The sequence below is a fragment of the Photorhabdus kleinii genome (assembly GCF_025384885.1).
GTDB classification, from domain to species: Bacteria; Pseudomonadota; Gammaproteobacteria; order Enterobacterales; family Enterobacteriaceae; genus Photorhabdus; species Photorhabdus kayaii.
Window position 1 is genome coordinate 1 of record NZ_JAJAFY010000015.1, and the last position, 16,439, is coordinate 16,439.

The 16,439-nt window shown below is 38.0% G+C and carries 13 protein-coding genes; 10 read left to right on the forward strand and 3 right to left on the reverse strand.

Annotation, left to right across the window (positions count from 1 at the left end):
- The first annotated feature begins 810 nt into the window (after nucleotides 1-810).
- The 5 genes from metA to LG003_RS09695 all read left to right on the forward strand — a co-directional run bounded on the left by metA (nucleotide 811) and on the right by LG003_RS09695 (nucleotide 7,850).
- Nucleotides 811-1,740 (forward strand): homoserine O-acetyltransferase MetA, encoded by a 930-nt coding sequence (gene metA, locus LG003_RS09675; RefSeq protein WP_112877353.1) that lies wholly within the window; start codon nucleotides 811-813, stop codon nucleotides 1,738-1,740.
- A gap of 299 nt (nucleotides 1,741-2,039) precedes the next feature.
- The gene (aceB, locus tag LG003_RS09680) at nucleotides 2,040-3,638 is read left to right on the forward strand and encodes a malate synthase A (RefSeq protein WP_262980612.1); all 1,599 of its coding nucleotides are present in this window, start codon (nucleotides 2,040-2,042) and stop codon (nucleotides 3,636-3,638) included.
- Between the two features lie 96 nt (nucleotides 3,639-3,734).
- Nucleotides 3,735-5,042: an isocitrate lyase gene (gene aceA, locus LG003_RS09685; protein WP_262980613.1), complete on the forward strand. Its 1,308-nt coding sequence runs from the start codon at nucleotides 3,735-3,737 to the stop codon at nucleotides 5,040-5,042.
- A 62-nt stretch (nucleotides 5,043-5,104) separates the two neighbouring features.
- A complete protein-coding gene (aceK, locus tag LG003_RS09690; RefSeq protein WP_112877358.1) occupies nucleotides 5,105-6,862 on the forward strand; it encodes a bifunctional isocitrate dehydrogenase kinase/phosphatase in 1,758 nt (585 codons plus the stop codon).
- Between the two features lie 421 nt (nucleotides 6,863-7,283).
- On the forward strand, nucleotides 7,284-7,850 hold the full coding sequence (locus LG003_RS09695) for a hypothetical protein (protein ID WP_049583005.1): 567 nt from the start codon (nucleotides 7,284-7,286) through the stop codon (nucleotides 7,848-7,850).
- Between the two features lie 258 nt (nucleotides 7,851-8,108).
- Here LG003_RS09695 and iclR read toward each other — a convergent pair whose 3' ends face one another.
- The 3 genes from iclR to LG003_RS09710 form a co-directional block, all read right to left on the reverse strand.
- Nucleotides 8,109-8,939, reverse strand: a complete 831-nt coding sequence (gene iclR, locus LG003_RS09700) for a glyoxylate bypass operon transcriptional repressor IclR (protein WP_112877360.1) — start codon at nucleotides 8,937-8,939, stop codon at nucleotides 8,109-8,111.
- 450 nt (nucleotides 8,940-9,389) lie between these two features.
- Complete coding sequence (locus LG003_RS09705; RefSeq protein WP_262980614.1) at nucleotides 9,390-9,902, reverse strand: GNAT family N-acetyltransferase; 513 nt, start codon at nucleotides 9,900-9,902, stop codon at nucleotides 9,390-9,392.
- On the reverse strand, nucleotides 9,880-10,176 hold the full coding sequence (locus LG003_RS09710; protein WP_262980615.1) for a type II toxin-antitoxin system TacA family antitoxin: 297 nt from the start codon (nucleotides 10,174-10,176) through the stop codon (nucleotides 9,880-9,882). Before LG003_RS09710 ends, LG003_RS09705 begins: the two co-directional genes overlap by 23 nt.
- A 794-nt stretch (nucleotides 10,177-10,970) precedes the next feature.
- Between LG003_RS09710 and LG003_RS09715 the strand changes: the two genes are divergently transcribed.
- The 5 genes from LG003_RS09715 to LG003_RS09735 all read left to right on the forward strand — a co-directional run bounded on the left by LG003_RS09715 (nucleotide 10,971) and on the right by LG003_RS09735 (nucleotide 16,400).
- A complete protein-coding gene (locus LG003_RS09715) occupies nucleotides 10,971-12,470 on the forward strand; it encodes a M28 family metallopeptidase (protein WP_262980616.1) in 1,500 nt (499 codons plus the stop codon).
- A gap of 676 nt (nucleotides 12,471-13,146) precedes the next feature.
- Nucleotides 13,147-13,983, forward strand: coding sequence for an alpha/beta fold hydrolase (locus tag LG003_RS09720; RefSeq protein WP_262980617.1), 837 nt, complete (start codon nucleotides 13,147-13,149; stop codon nucleotides 13,981-13,983).
- Complete coding sequence (locus LG003_RS09725) at nucleotides 13,976-14,359, forward strand: hypothetical protein (RefSeq protein ID WP_049583001.1); 384 nt, start codon at nucleotides 13,976-13,978, stop codon at nucleotides 14,357-14,359. Before LG003_RS09720 ends, LG003_RS09725 begins: the two co-directional genes overlap by 8 nt.
- Before the next feature lie 47 nt (nucleotides 14,360-14,406).
- The gene (locus LG003_RS09730; protein WP_112877370.1) at nucleotides 14,407-15,303 is read left to right on the forward strand and encodes a hypothetical protein; all 897 of its coding nucleotides are present in this window, start codon (nucleotides 14,407-14,409) and stop codon (nucleotides 15,301-15,303) included.
- A 50-nt stretch (nucleotides 15,304-15,353) separates the two neighbouring features.
- Nucleotides 15,354-16,400 carry an acyl-CoA dehydrogenase gene (locus LG003_RS09735; RefSeq protein ID WP_262980618.1) on the forward strand — a complete coding sequence of 349 codons (1,047 nt, stop codon included), beginning with the start codon at nucleotides 15,354-15,356 and terminating at the stop codon, nucleotides 16,398-16,400.
- Nucleotides 16,401-16,439 lie beyond the last annotated feature (39 nt).

Below are 16,439 nucleotides of genomic sequence, written 5' to 3' on the forward strand. Positions count from 1 at the left end.
GTTCAGCACCGTATTTCAGGCGGAGTATCTCTTTCAGTTTTCTCATAGTGATAGTCGGCGTTGGCATAGTCATCCTGGAGGTCAGTTGAAATAGCCTCAGGATAGGTGAAAGACAACCTATGAGCAGGGAGAAAATCCCATTAATGGAGCTCACCCAATAACATTGGAGCACAAAAGTGATCTCCATCGATGTTATTAGGTGATCTCGTTGGATGGTATTAGATGATCTTGATGAATGTTATTGGGTGATCTGCTTGGATGAAAATACCCATCTGTTTTAGAGTCTGTAATTTGAATTGTGTAATTACCTATTTTTTCTCTTTCCATTCTTATTATTAGCATCTGATTCAAATTAGCTTCTTATTATAAGAAAAGTTCATATTCTAGTATTGAAGATAAATCTTATAACTCAATATTAATAATAAGAATATTTTATCAATTAGTCTTGTTGCTTTTTTAGAATGTATTGTTTTTAATATTGATAGCTTGTAATTTGACTTCTTATAATTTTGCCTTTTTGTTTTGGTTTTCCTCATTTCTACTGAAAATATCATTGATTTTTAATATGTTTCATTCCATTTTTAATTTAATTTACCTTATTGTTTTTTTATATAAAAAATATAATTTAAAGTATTTTCTGTTATAAATACTGAAAATTTATTAACTATTATCATGTTGAACATTGTTGTAAGACCAAAAATGAAATAATTTCAGCTTACTTGTAAATCCTCGACATTTTGTTAATACTTAGTTAGATTTAGCTATCTAGAAGTCTAAGCGTGTAAATGGATAAAAAATCGAGGTTATAGCATGCCAATTTGTATACCGGATGAATTACCCGCAGTGAATTTTTTACGAAACGAGAATGTGTTCGTGATGACATCTACTCGTGCAAATATTCAAAATATACGTCCACTAAAGGTATTGCTGCTTAACCTGATGCCAAAGAAAATTGAGACTGAAAATCAATTTTTAAGATTACTATCCAATACGCCTTTACAGGTAGATATCCAGCTATTGAGAATAGATAACCGAAAGTGCAGGAATACGCCTGCTGAACATTTGAATAACTTTTATTGTGATTTCGAGCAGATAAAACACCAAAACTTTGATGGTTTAATTGTCACTGGAGCGCCATTGGGATTAGTTGAATTCGAAGATGTGGCATATTGGAAACAGATTGAAAGAATAATTAGTTGGGCAAAGGAACATGTCACTTCTACCTTATTTATTTGTTGGGCTGTGCAAGCCGCTTTGAATATTTTGTACGGCTTACCGAAGCTTACCAGAGAAGTAAAACTATCAGGTGTTTATTATCATTCTACTTTGGAGCCTTTAGCATTATTGACTCGCGGCTTTGATGAATCTTTTTTTGCGCCTCATTCTCGCTATGCAGATTTTCCTGAGCAGGTTATTCGTGAACATACTGATCTGGATATTCTTTGCAGTTCTGAGGAGGCGGGTGTGTATTTACTGGCGAGTAAAGATAAGCGCATGGTATTTGTTACTGGTCACCCGGAATATGATGCTGGAACGTTGGCTAGTGAATATTTACGCGATTTGGCAGCAGGTTTGGAACCCAAGATCCCAATAAATTATTTTCCAGATAATAATCCAGAAAGAAAACCACTGGCATCATGGCGTAGTCACGGGCATTTATTATTTTCCAACTGGCTAAATTATTATGTGTACCAGATCACGCCATATGATCTTACCTACATGAATCCAACATTGGATTAATATCTTTATAAATGGCTGAAATTCAGCCATTTAACCCTTCTGATTTTTTCTACTTTCCTGTTATTAACACCTATCAAAATATCGCACTTTTTGTAGTTTATCTTATATAACAAAAACTTAACCAAATGATCTTATAATTTATGGAATTAATTTCTCTAATTTAAAATTGGTAATTTGCAATATAACTAATTGTTTTTCATAGAATAAAAATAAATTTTTTAAAAAATGGAAATCGTTTTTGATTTATTTTAAATTTCTATTACTCTTATTCAGGTGTGGTTTAAAATGAGGATGAATGAATGACGCAGCAAACTTTAGCGACTGAATTATCGTTTATTAAACGATTTGGAGCAGCAGAGCAGGAGGTTTTGATACCTGAGGCGGTAGATTTTCTGAAAGATCTGGTTGTTCGGTTTACTGATGTACGGAAAAAATTGTTAGTCGATCGGGATATTTGGCAGAAGAAAATTGATGATGGTGAATTGCCTGATTTTATTTCGGAAACCAGTTCCATTCGTGAAAGTGAATGGGAAATTCAAAATATTCCAGCGGATCTCCGTGATCGTAGAGTAGAAATCACTGGACCAGTAGAACGGAAAATGGTTATCAACGCTTTGAATGCTAATGTAAAAGTTTTCATGGCGGATTTCGAAGATTCCTTAGCGCCAGCTTGGGATAAGGTGATTGAAGGGCAAATCAACCTGAGTGATGCGGTTAATGGCACAATTTCTTACGTTAATGAGCAGGGTAAACAGTACCAGTTGCAATCAGATCCCGCTGTTCTGATCGCACGGGTAAGAGGGCTTCATTTACCGGAAAAACATGTTATCTATCAGAATGAGCCCATTGCCGGTGGATTGTTTGATTTTGCGCTCTATTTTTACCACAACTATAAGCAATTGCTGGCAAAGGGGAGCGGCCCCTATTTCTACTTGCCAAAGATTCAGTCTTACCACGAAGCTCAGTGGTGGAGTGATGTATTCAGTTTTGCAGAAGATCGTTTTGAGTTACCGAGAGGCACAATCAAAGCAACAGTATTGATTGAAACTCTGCCGGCTGTATTTCAGATGGATGAGATTCTTTATCATCTTCGGCATCATATCGTCGGCCTTAATTGTGGCCGTTGGGATTATATTTTCAGCTACATTAAGACACTGAAAAATCATAGTGATCGGGTTCTGCCTGATCGTCAGTCTGTCACAATGGATCAACCTTTCCTCAGTGCTTATTCCCGTTTGCTGATCAAAACCTGCCATAAGCGCGGAGCATTTGCGATGGGGGGAATGGCTGCTTTTATCCCCAGTAAAGATATTGAACGCAACAATTGGGTACTAGATAAAGTCCGGGCGGATAAAGAGCTGGAAGCACGCAATGGTCATGATGGTACATGGATTGCCCACCCAGGTCTTGCCGACACGGTAATGGAAGTTTTCGATAGGGTCTTGGCAGAGCGGCAAAACCAGTTAGATATTTTCCGTGAAGAAGATGCACCGATTACCGCAGCTCAATTACTGGAACCTTGCCCAGGCGATCGTACTGAAGAAGGTATGCGGGCCAATATCCGTGTAGCGGTTCAATACATTGAAGCGTGGATTTCAGGAAATGGCTGCGTTCCTATTTATGGTTTGATGGAAGATGCTGCGACAGCCGAAATTTCCCGGACATCCATTTGGCAATGGATTTATCACGAAAAATCATTATTTAACGGTAAAAAAGTGACAAAAAGTTTGTTCAAGCAGATGTTGGCAGAGGAAATGGAGGTTATTAAGCAAGAAGTTGGAGAAACACGTTTCAGTCAAGGGCGATTTAGCGATGCGGCCAAGTTGATGGAGCGCATTACAACTCAGGACGAGCTGATAGATTTCCTGACGTTGCCGGGATATCAATTGCTTGATTAGAGCCCATCCCATTAGGGCTACTGAGAGAAGTTTGAGCAACGAATAATAACAAAACACCATATCCGATTAATTTAACAAAGATAGGAAGTAGAAGTTATGACAATCTCCAGAACTCAACAAATCGCTCAGCTGGAACAAGAATGGAAAAGTGACCGTTGGAATGGAATTATCCGTCCGTACAGTGCGGAAGATGTGGTTAAATTACGTGGTTCGGTTAATCCAGAACATACATTGGCACAGCTTGGTGCTAAAAAACTGTGGGAATTGCTGCATGGCATGGCAAAGAAAGGCTATGTCAACTCATTAGGTGCATTGACGGGTGGGCAGGCATTACAGCAGGCAAAAGCGGGTATTGAGGCGGTTTATCTTTCTGGTTGGCAGGTTGCGGCTGATGCTAACACTGCATCCAGTATGTATCCTGATCAGTCCCTGTATCCGGTGGATTCAGTCCCGGCGGTGGTAAAACGCATTAATAACAGTTTCCGCCGGGCAGATCAGATTCAGTGGGCAAATGGTATTGGTACTGATCATCAGGAATATATCGATTATTTTCTGCCAATTGTGGCGGATGCGGAAGCAGGATTTGGTGGTGTTCTGAATGCTTTTGAATTGATGAAAGCTATGATTGAAGCGGGTGCTGCGGCTGTTCACTTTGAAGATCAACTGGCAGCGGTGAAAAAATGTGGTCATATGGGCGGTAAAGTTCTGGTTCCGACACAAGAGGCGATTCAAAAATTGGTTGCTGCGCGTTTGGCGGCGGATGTTTCTGGCGTACCTACCCTGTTGATTGCTCGTACCGATGCTGATGCAGCCGATCTGTTAACCTCTGACAGTGACACTTATGACAGTGAATTCATTACTGACGAACGGACTGTTGAAGGGTTCTTCCGCACCAAAGCGGGTATCGATCAAGCGATTAGTCGCGGTTTGGCTTATGCGCCGTATGCTGACTTGATATGGTGTGAAACATCAACACCTGATATTGAAATAGCCCGTCGTTTTGCTGAGGCGATTCATGCTAAATATCCCGGTAAATTGTTAGCTTACAACTGTTCTCCATCGTTCAATTGGAAAAAGAATCTGGATGATAAGACTATTGCGCGTTTCCAGGATGAACTGTCAGCAATGGGTTATAAATTCCAATTTATTACTCTGGCGGGTATCCACAGTATGTGGTTCAACATGTTCGACTTGGCGCATGCTTACGCGCAGGGTGAAGGGATGAAACATTATGTGGAGAAAGTACAGGAAAGAGAGTTTGAATCAATTAACCGTGGTTATACTTTCTCTTCTCATCAACAGGAGGTTGGCACAGGTTATTTCGATAAAGTCACAACGATTATTCAAGGGGGAACATCGTCAGTAACCGCATTGACAGGTTCCACAGAAGAGCAGCAGTTCTGATTGTTGTATTTCTGATCCTATTCAGCCTGCTTATTGCAGGCTGAATATATTGAGGAGTTGCGATGGAGATAGATTCAGCACATTTGATAGCACAAACCATTTTACAGGGATTCGATGCACAATATGGTCGCTTTCTGGAAGTGACTTCAGGCGCACAACAACGCTTTGAACAGGCCGACTGGCACGCTGTACAGAAAGCTATGAAAAAGCGTATCAATCTTTATGATCATCATGTTGGGCTGGTGGTTGAGCAGCTTAAATGTATACATGGTGCTTTTGGATATGATGAAGAGTACATTACCAAGGTAAAGGTTGTTTATACCGGTTTATTACCGGATTATCCCCGGTTTGAAATTGCCGAGAGTTTTTTTAATTCTGTTTATTGCCGTCTATTTGAGCATCGCAATTTGACACCGGATAAATTATTTATTTTTACCTCACAGCCTGCACGTAGATTTCGGGATATTCCTCGGCCATTATCGCGTGACTTTTTCCCTAATGATAATCTTGCGTTAATGTTACGGACAATTCTTAATGATCTGCCGCTGCGTTTACCTTGGGAAAATCTGGAAAGAGATATTTATTATATTACAGACTATCTACAACAGATATTTCCAGTCGGAGAATTATTACAGGCAACTTTTCAGATAGCTAATGAACTGTTTTATCGTAACAAAGCGGCTTGGTTAGTCGGTAAGATCCGCATGGGCGGTCAAGTTTATCCTTTCTTATTGCCGATCCATCATAACGAATCTGGGGGGATCTTTATCGATACCTGCCTGACTGATTATGCTGATGCTAGCATTGTATTTGGTTTCGCCCGTTCCTATTTTATGGTTTATGCGCCTTTGCCTGCGGCTTTGGTTGAATGGTTGAGAGAAATTCTGCCTGCCAAATCAACGTCTGAACTTTATATGGCAATCGGCTGCCAGAAGCATGGTAAGACAGAATATTATCGGGAATATCTAGCGTTTATTACCTTCTCCAAAGAGCAACTTATAATTGCTCCCGGTGTTAAAGGGATGGTGATGTTAGTGTTTACTTCGCCTTCATTTGATCGCGTCTTCAAGGTGATTAAAGATAGATTTGCGCCGCAGAAAGAGGTGACTCAGGAGCGGGTACAGGAGTGTTACCGTCTGGTCAAGGAGCATGATCGTGTGGGGAGGATGGCCGACACACAGGAGTTTGAAAATTTCGTTATTGATAAAGCCCGCATCAGTCCTGAACTAATGGCAGAGTTGCAGAAAGAAGTGCCAGAAAAGCTAGAAGATTTGGGTGATAAAATCCTGATTAAACATCTATATATGGAACGGCGGATGACACCGCTGAATATCTATATGGAACAGGTGGAAGAGCAGAAGCTGAAAGATGTCATCGAAGAGTACGGTAATGCGATTAAACAACTTGCAGCAGCGAATATTTTCCCTGGAGATATGCTGTTTAAAAACTTTGGTGTGACACGGCATGGACGAGTAGTGTTCTACGACTATGATGAAATCTGTTATATGACAGAAGTTAATTTTCGAGACATACCGCCACCGCGTTATCCAGAAGATGAGCTTGCCGGTGAACCGTGGTATAGCGTGGCGCCAAATGATGTTTTTCCTGAAGAATTCCGACATTTTCTTTGCACTGACAGTCGTATTCGCTGTTATTTTGAAGAGATGCATAGTGATTTATTTAAAGCAGACTATTGGCGGGCGTTACAGGAACGGATTAGAAGTGGTCATGTGGAAGATGTGTTTGCGTATCGCCGCAAACAGCGGTTCAGTCAACGTACTGAAATAGAAACTTACTCTATTGTCAAAGTTTCAGCCTGATTTTATTGGGAATTGGCGATTGCTGTCAGTAACCGCCATTTTCACCAATAGTTAATATTATTATCCTCATTAAATTATTTTTCTAAATTAAATATAAATTAATTCCTATTTGTTTTTATTGTGTGGGATGTGAATATTTCTAATAAAAATAAACCTGGGATTCTATATGAAATATATTTCTTATTAGGAAGGCATAATTGGAATGTGAGTTAAAAGCATATATTTAATAATTTCTTTAAGAAATAAAAATAGATCCACTTATTTGTGGAGGTTCTATAATTTTATAGAGTTTGGGAATCAAGGATTTTTAGCCACGGCTAGCGGTTGTAAAAAGAATTGATATTTTTGACTCTAAATTAAATACATGAAAATTCTCATATAACACACATATAACTTCTTGGAAGTATTTAAGGATATAATAATGGCTAGTGTAATTTTATACGGTGATAAAATCCATATTAAAAATAACTATCTTGGAAATGGTGGTTATCTGGATACTAATGGTTATGCAACCGCGCAAGGCGCAAAATATAACGTATACACGGCTACTTCGCCGACTCGTGCTCCGGGTACCGGTACGGGTACATGGCAAATTTTGTCTGCGAGCGGAAAAGGCGTAGGGGAAGAGATTTACAGTGGTGATATCGTGTTTCTTTTCAATCTTTACCAGAATAATGGGGGATATCTCGGTACTAATGGTTATGCGCCATCACCTGAACTCTATAATATTTATACATCGGATAAAGCAGCACGTCCGGTTGAGACCCTGACATGGTACATTTTTTCAGATACAACCAATGGATATGATGGTAAAGTTCGTGAAAGTGATGTTATCCGTTTTCTGAATGGTTATAATAGCGTACGTGGAGGATTTCTTGATACTTGTTTCAATGCTACTGCTGCTGGTGCATTATATAATGTATATACTTCACGTCTTTCTAATCGAGGTAACGGAACAGGCACTTGGAATTTATCAAAAGCGATTTAATCAGGATGATACTCATCGATTAGTGTTCTATTAACTAATTCTCCTATATATAAGAGTCCGGGAATATAATTATTTTCGGATTCTTTATCTCATTTTCTATTGATATTATGTCTAAACTAGTTAAATAATTTTGTTGCTATTCTATTATATTGCCGCTAATATTTTTAGCGGAATGGTAAATTAAATTTATTGGTCTGAAAAGACAGGGCACGAAAAAATCAATGCCCTGAGAATCATATGATAATTTAAGAAAAAGAATTAACGAATCCCGCCATATTCTTTACTGATCTCTTTTGCTGCCCGGATCACTAAAGCACCAAGTTCAGTGATGCGATCATCAGTGATCCGTGAGACTGGGCCAGAAATAGAAATAGCGGCAAAGGCTTGATGATGCTCATCATAAATACAGGCAGCAATACAGCGCAGACCTAAAGCATGTTCTTCATCATCGAACGAATACCCTTGTTTACGTGCCTGCTCCAGATTTTCTTTTAAACCCGAAGGAGTTGTCTTGGTATGTTGCGTATAAGAATGTAGCCCTTTTTTATGCAGTAATTGAACCAGTTGGTTATCTGATAATGTTGAAAGGAATGCTTTACCCGCTCCGGAAGCATGCATAGGCAACTTACCGCCGATAGGGGCGGACATTCTCATCAACGCATTACATTGTACTTGATCGACAATAACCGCTTCATATTCACTGTGATCAAGAATCGCCAAATTAACGGTTTCACCGGAATCTTCCATCAAACGGCGGAGGATCGGGTGAATGAGTGCCAATAAATTTCGGCTCTGTAAGAAACTGCTGCCGATAATAAAAGTGTGTGAACCGATAACCCACAGCCCTAAATCGCCAATCTGACGGACAAAACCGTGCTGTTGCAAGGTGGTCAGAAGACGGTGAGTGGTAGAATTTGGTAATCCGGCTTGTTGGGCTAAATCAGTCAGGGCGATACCGCCGGGTGAATCGGAAATATATTCCAAAAGAGTCAGACCGCGACTTAATGACTGTACTTGCCCATTAGCAACAGCATTATTCGCCGTAATCTTAGTTTTTTTTGTTTTTTTACTGGTAACGGCAGTGCTCATCGAAATACCCTCTGAATAATAAGATGGAATTCATTTTCATTTCTCATTATGGACGATAAACCTGAAAAACACTCATCCGATGTGTGGAAAATGCCACCTATCATTGAGATTTAAAGAAATTTCAAAATCTTGCCCAGAATCATTATGTATAGGTAACGCTGGCTTGGGACTTTTAGCAAATATGAGCCGGATGTACAGGAGTGGCGAATGGTCAGTAATCGCATACTTTAGTTACCTGTTGATTGCTACTTTTCCGGGTTTGCATTTCTTATCGCTTCGTGGGTTTATGTGTACTAGATCAAATTTTGACTTATATACCCGTTATCTTTCAAGTTGCCTCTTTGTTGGCTGCACTCGCTCACCCCGGTCACATAGTTACCTATGCTCCCGGGGATTCACTCTCTTGCCGTCGCGATGCATCTTGAAATCCATAGGGTATACAGAGATATGTTACATCGCATCTACTCTTTTTATCATTTCTATTGCAACAGCCATAGGTATGAATAGTTTGTTCTTTGTCTGAGGAAATTCTTCAAACCCTACGTTCATATACAGTTTTTTGGCTATGTTGTTCTTAGCATCGACGATAATCATCGGGATGGGAATAGATTTTGACGACTCTATAGCTGTTCGAATTGCATCTATAAGCAAGATTTCACCAAATCCTTGGCGTTGAAATGATTTATTTACAGCCAGTCGACCAATAAGTGCGCAATGTAGTGTTGAAGGGTACTTTTTCGATATTTTTTCTGGTAGTTCGTCTAGTTCTACCGTGCATAGAGCCAGGGAATAGTATCCCTTTATTTGAGATCCATTTTGACTACTTATAAGGACGAATGTTCTTGATAAGTCCTTTTTATCATGCTGTCCCGATACTGCTTTCAAGTAGTTGTTTAGCGCGGGTTCACCACAATCAAAATTACTTCTATCGTGTTTGTTTTTATTTAAACGTTCTATCTTCATCTGTTATTGTTTCCTTATGTCTACGAGCAGCACGAAGGAAACGTTCATTTACCTTGACTGGTTTTTCCAATGCATGGACAAACGCCAATGCATCTTCTTGACACAATTGAATACGCATATTTTGTTCAATAAGTCTTTTTGCCTCTGCTACAGCAGCATTGGCAATAAAGCTATTCAAACTTGCATACCCTGATAATGATAACGCTCTTTCGAGTAACTCTTTGGTCTCTGAACTCACCCTTGTGGTGATTCTTTCATTTGCTAACGTGGCCATAAGCCTTACTCCTACCGCATTGCGGTTATTAGTTCTTTAGTTATTAGTTCACTATAGATATCCACTACTCGCTTACATTGTTTATTCGGAGCTAGGGGAACATATTATTTGGTGAAATGCTAAGCTTCCTCCATTGATGAATTTAATATCGATTTTAACAAAAGTCAATATGTGTGCCAAAATGATGTCACATTGTGAGACTAAACAAGCCATATCAATATAGAACAAAAATCATCAAAATTCGGGCATGCAGAGTTGTTAAAGAGTGGTACGAAACTACATTTAGCTGTTGTACTAGCTCAGACTTGAGCTAACAGCTATCAAGAATGGATGTCAGATTAAGTTTGGTCTGGTGTAGTTTATGATAGTTAATTCATTATAAATGCACAATATTATTAAAATAGAAATGGTTTCCTATCTGTAACTGACATTATTGGTTCAGTACGATATAAACTGGAATTTCTGTTATCTAGGTAATCTTCGTGGAGTAGAATAATAAAATATTTTTAGGAATTGACTCATTATATTAATGGTATTTTCTTGAAAAGAATATGTAAATAATACCTTGATGAATTTATAGGAAATATGATTTTTATCTAACTATTTTTTGATTATATAATTACAAAAGAGCGTCTGTTATTGTCAAAAATAATGTTTTATATTGTTTTAAATTAGTCTGAGTTATTTGGATTGATTTTCTATATTTTCATTTTAATTATAAAAATATGAGAAAATATTATTAATTATATCAAGAATAATATTTTGTTACTATTTTGTCGGAATGGGAGAGTTTAATGAAACGCATTTTTTTGATTATCTGTTTTTTGGCAACTTTAATTGTTGCGATTATTCAGGGTATCGGTTTGGTACTTCCTGATAAAGTCCCTGTTGAATATTTTAAAGAAAGTGGATTCAAGAATGTGATGAGAATGCTTGGTGTTATTGCTGCGGAACCTCATCCTGCGGCTTCAACACAGCAAGCGTTAGTTCGGGCTTACCTGATTAACGAAATGAATGATATGGGATATAGCGTCACTGAACAGACATTTCATTACACGGCGGATGATTTGGCCTCTCGGCAGAAGAGAATGTATTCAAACTTCAATAGTCAACAACGCCGAGCTTTTGATAAAGAGTTTGCCAGGATAAATACAGGCAACTTTGCAAAACAAGTGGGGGAACAATCAGAATTAACTGGAACGAATCTTATCGCAAAGTTGGAGGTTCCTTCGCCAGAAGGAACTTTATTATTCGTTTCACATTATGACAGTGTTAGAACTGCGCCAGGAGCCAGTGATAATGGTATAGCCGTCGCCTCGGTACTCCAATTAATGCGGGATCTTGCTAAAAGAACGGATATAAAAAATAACGTTATATTCTTATTCTCTGATGCTGAAGAGTTGGGATTACTCGGTGCGCATCACTTTGTTAAGAATATTAATGAGATCGCTACTCAACCAATAGATGTTGTTTTTAATTTTGATGCTCGGGGAAATAATGGCGTGCCACTCTTATTTGAGACATCGGCAAAAAATCTTGCTCTTGTTTCAGAATGGAATCGGAATGCTTATAAGCCAGTAGCTTTTTCATTTAGTCCCATCGTGTATCAAATGTTGCAGAATAACACAGATTTTAGTGTCTTTCTGAATAGAGGGTTTACCGGGATGAATTTTGCTACGATCTTGGGTTATGAGCATTACCACCGTATGAGTGATACAGTTGAGAATCTTAACCTTGGAACTTTGTGGCGATATCAGCGAACGATTCGGGATTTGGGAGCGCATTTCGCGGTAAAAGATGAGATTAACTTGTTTAAAGAAAGTGTAGATGCAGTTTACTTTCCTGTGCCCTATATTGGGCTTATTATCATATCTATATTTTCCGCTTTCGTTACAGGTATTTTAACATTTTTACTCTCTATCTCATTAGCGATAAGAAATATATGGTTTTCATCTTCACGCCGAACTGTATCAAATATCCAGAGCATTTTAAGGATACTTGCTGGATTATTTAGCCTTGTCGCAGCATTAGTTGTACCCACAGCATCTTATCTTATTACATTACCTGTTTTGCTGTTTTTATTAACGGATTTGATGTTGAGGGAGTTCAATAAATTTAGCGTTGCGTTGATTTTATTAATTATCTGTACTTACATTACATGTATTCTCTATGCTCCAATTATATACCTTGTTTCTGTCGGATTACATGCTCCTGTAGTGGGGAGTGCGCTCGCTATTCTGCCAATGCTTATTTTGGGATTTGGTATAGCCAGTCTTTGGAAGCGAATAACTTAATTCTATAAAATTAGTCGTTATAATTAAAGTTAATATAAAACCAGTCATAGAGTAAGAGAGCAGAATGGCTGGTTAATTTCATAAACTAAATAGTGGTAATGATATAATTCATTGGTATTAATAATTTTGCCATGTAAAGTATCTAAGGAAGTAATATAAATAGATTTGTGAAAATAATGTTGGTAAATAATTTTTTGAATATATTTTCAAATTGATTCATGAATAAATTTCATTTTTTTTATGTGTTATTTAAACTAAGATTATCTCTTATTACTATTAACTGTTTGTTGTTTTATGTGGTTATAGCTTTCTATCAATATTGTTTCATGTAAATTCAATACATTTAAAATTGATATTTTATTATTGGTTTATAAATTATTTATTAATATTTAAATGGTATGATTTACATTTGAAACTAAATTTTTCTAATGTGTAAAATAATTTTTCCAGCAAATAATTTATAAAATAATATATGTTCCTTGCTTTATCTATAGCCTGTTACTAAGAAAGTATAAGGGGCTTTTATATTGGTTAATAAAAAATTAGAAAATCACTAATAACCCGGCGATATGGACAAGCATTTGACACTTATCGCATTGAAAATAAAACTTTTTTGGCGGATTTATCGCCAATGCCAGTCACCGGAGCGTGATGTAGTTATTGGGAGCATATAGATATGAAAAATAATATTAATGGTAATCATTTTAAAGTGGCTGGCAATTTTCTCTGTAATTATAAAGTTTATCAGGGAGATAGTAATGGCAGAGTTGTTATATTGTTACCTGCTATTGGTGTGGAAATCAGGAAATATGACGCTTTAATACAACAACTGGTAAAAGAGGGGTTTCAGGTTGTCACTGCTGATATGCCAGGTTATGGAGACAATCAACCTAAACCAAGTCGAAAAAATGACTATAACTATTCCGATCTGTTGCAGGATTATCTTCCGGCAATGTTAGACAAGGCTGTTGAATTAAATAGACATAAAATTCCTATTGTCTTTGGTCACAGTCTTGGAGGACATATTGCGACGCTCTTTGCCAGATCAACTGACAGGTCATTTTCTCTGTTTTGTGTGGCAACCGGGAACGTATGGTATAAGAATTGGCAGGGAATGGGGAGGGTACAGATAATAACAGCAGCTATTATTTTTAACATTCTGACTGCGTTATATGGTTATCTCCCTGGGAAAAAGATTGGTTTTGGCATAAGAGAAGCTAAGGGGTTAATGCGGGACTGGTCCAAAACTGCTTGTACGGGAAATTATGATCATGTCCGTGCTTATAAGGGGAAGGAGAATAAAAATTTATCCAAGGCTATTTATATCTGTTTTAAAGGAGATAATTGGGCTCCGTTAAAGTCTACTCAGGTATTAGCAAGTCTTATACCTAATGCAGAAGTTAGGGAAATAACTTTGTCTCTCAAAGGTAATCCTCACAGTGCCTGGATTAAACAGCCAGGAGACATTATTGCAATCATGAAAAGAGAAATAATGGAGAATAGCGATGATTAATACATTGAAAATTCTGCGTTGGGAATTTCTAGGATTGTTCTTTATCAGTTTATTTCTGACCTGGCAGCTTGAAAGTTATATAAATTGGTGGCAATTTATTTTGTTATTTTTTCTGATTGATATTATTGGCTACTACCCAGGGCGGATCTGGAGTTTACTGAATAAAAAAGAAATTCCTCCTGCTGCTTTTTATACCTTTTATAATATTTGCCATAATTTATTCACACTCAGTGTGATTAGTTTGCTCTGGATCTGGTTCTTTAAGGACAATTACAGCGTTATTGCACTGTTTGTTCATATCTGCCTGGATCGAGGTGTACTGGGAAATTTTCCTAAGTTATCTATTAATATATTTAAGCAGCCCACTGTTCATTGAAGTAAATCATTATAGAGAGATAACTTATTTGGGGAGGCATTTATATTATGAATTTAATTAAACAGGCATCGGAAGTAGAAATGCGGGCAAAAGATTGGGGCTTGGATGAATGGTTCACTGAACAGATAAATGTTGAACAAAGAAAAAGAACCCATTATGCCAATGATCCTAAATTAACCTATTTGCCGGGTGATTTACGGGAGTCTCTGATCAGGGAACTTTCTTTTAAATCGATTTCGGAATATGAAGCAACGAAAGCATTATTGTTACTTGCAGATAAGGCTCCTGACAATATCAACTTTGATTATATGCTGACTCAGATATTTGATGAAGGTAGACATGCTAAATTATTCAGAGAACATCTGGTCAGAATAGGCTTTGCGGATATCGACAATGTGGCCGGAAAAATGGAAAGCCTCTTACGAGGAAAAATGACTAATATGTTGGAAACATTGAGAACTTATTTCGATGAGTGGGTGGTGTTGAAAAATGACTACATTGCAGGCGTGTTAATCATTACTGTTGTTCTGGAAGGCGTGCTTGCGCCAACGTCAGAGCTCAGCGAAATCAAGTGGCGCCCTTTTGATATTGTCGCCGCCGAGACACAGGCCAGAGCCAATGCTGATGAATTAAGACATCTGACAGTGTGTGCAAATATCGTCAAGATGGCACTCGAAAATGATAGTTCTCTAAAGCAATCGGCTCTTGAGTGTATAGAAGAAGGGCTGGCGTTATGGAACCAGGTATCTGTTGATGACTTGTTTGTGGAGCGTGAAATGTTCTATCAACGGGGTATGCAGCACCACTTGCGCTTGATTGAAGGTTATGAATTAGTGCCTGGAATGTTGTTGTCCGATTCTACGGTGGAATCTCGTCTTGAGCTATCTCATTCCTTGGTTGAACAGATGCAGCAGTCACGCCTTAAATACATGGGCTTAGTGTAGATATTGGCCTTATTCAGCAGGTTGTTTGAATAGGTTAAGGAGAATTAAAAATGACAAATATTGTTGAAGAACTCAGGAAGAATAGCGGGAAATACCAACATTTGACACCAGATAGATTGAAAAGATTGTTATTGGGTTCTGAAGCCGCTTCACAATGCCTACGTTTGATGGCTCAATCCAATATGGATGGGCTTCATCAAGTCGGTAATACTATCCGTGAAGCCTCTGCATGGCTTCCCGCTGTTGGTATTGCCTTAACAATGCATAATCATATTGTACTGGCTTGCAGTAAATTTCCTGACATATTCGAAGACAGCAACATATTATTGAATGGCGTTATGGCATCAAAAGCGCTGGTTGCTTCTGCTTTTGCAGAGGGCCTGCCTGGAACGGATATTTTTACACCGTCACTTAAAATGCATTCTAAAGAGGGAAAACTGCTTGTTAATGGTTCGAAGAAACCTTGTTCCTTATCTTCGATTGCTGATTATTATGTGTTATCCGTCTGCGATACCGATAATAACAATGAGATGAGAATCGTGATGATTTCTAAATCGGTGCAGAATGTTAAGGTTATTCCCTTTTGGAAGTTGGCAATTTTGGCTGAAAGTGATAATCAAGAAATCAAATTCTTGGATGCCGAAGTATCACCTCAACGACTTTCTCATTATAAAGGGATTGAACAACAGATGCTGCTTTCCTGCGGTTTATCACTATTTAATTATTTTGCCGCAAATACTTATTCTGGAATTCTTGATGGGCTGACTCGTTTTATTCCTGAGAAAGTAGTAGAACAGCAACCAATTAAATATACCCTGACCCAAGCTGATTATAAGATTAATGTTATTCTCGGTCAGATGATGATTATTGCCTTTTATGCTAGCCAGGATGAAAATGCCGTCCATAAGATTCTCGCGTTACGTTATACCTTGGAAAAGATCCTTGAGGAGACTGCCAGTTTCATATTCCGATGTTGCGGTGGGATTAAGGTAATGACAACACCGGAAATTATGAATTTCTATTTGGCAGTACAGTTATTTAAATTTCATCCGATAGGAGAATTCCAAATGATTAACCAGATCATGCAGCAAACTTAATTACTTCTAGAATCACCTATTTATCACTCAAGGATTTTC

Bases quoted from the DNA above. Each gene is read 5' to 3' on its own strand.
- LG003_RS09730 (WP_112877370.1), top strand. From the start codon at position 14,407: ATGAATTTAATTAAACAGGCATCGGAAGTAGAAATGCGGGCAAAAGAT.
- LG003_RS09695 (WP_049583005.1), top strand. From the start codon at position 7,284: ATGGCTAGTGTAATTTTATACGGTGATAAAATCCATATTAAAAATAAC.
- aceB (WP_262980612.1), top strand. From the start codon at position 2,040: ATGACGCAGCAAACTTTAGCGACTGAATTATCGTTTATTAAACGATTT.
- LG003_RS09705 (WP_262980614.1), bottom strand. From the start codon at position 9,902: ATGAAGATAGAACGTTTAAATAAAAACAAACACGATAGAAGTAATTTT.
- LG003_RS09725 (WP_049583001.1), top strand. From the start codon at position 13,976: ATGATTAATACATTGAAAATTCTGCGTTGGGAATTTCTAGGATTGTTC.
- iclR (WP_112877360.1), bottom strand. From the start codon at position 8,939: ATGAGCACTGCCGTTACCAGTAAAAAAACAAAAAAAACTAAGATTACG.
- aceK (WP_112877358.1), top strand. From the start codon at position 5,105: ATGGAGATAGATTCAGCACATTTGATAGCACAAACCATTTTACAGGGA.
- metA (WP_112877353.1), top strand. From the start codon at position 811: ATGCCAATTTGTATACCGGATGAATTACCCGCAGTGAATTTTTTACGA.
- aceA (WP_262980613.1), top strand. From the start codon at position 3,735: ATGACAATCTCCAGAACTCAACAAATCGCTCAGCTGGAACAAGAATGG.
- LG003_RS09715 (WP_262980616.1), top strand. From the start codon at position 10,971: ATGAAACGCATTTTTTTGATTATCTGTTTTTTGGCAACTTTAATTGTT.
- LG003_RS09710 (WP_262980615.1), bottom strand. From the start codon at position 10,176: ATGGCCACGTTAGCAAATGAAAGAATCACCACAAGGGTGAGTTCAGAG.
- LG003_RS09720 (WP_262980617.1), top strand. From the start codon at position 13,147: ATGAAAAATAATATTAATGGTAATCATTTTAAAGTGGCTGGCAATTTT.
- LG003_RS09735 (WP_262980618.1), top strand. From the start codon at position 15,354: ATGACAAATATTGTTGAAGAACTCAGGAAGAATAGCGGGAAATACCAA.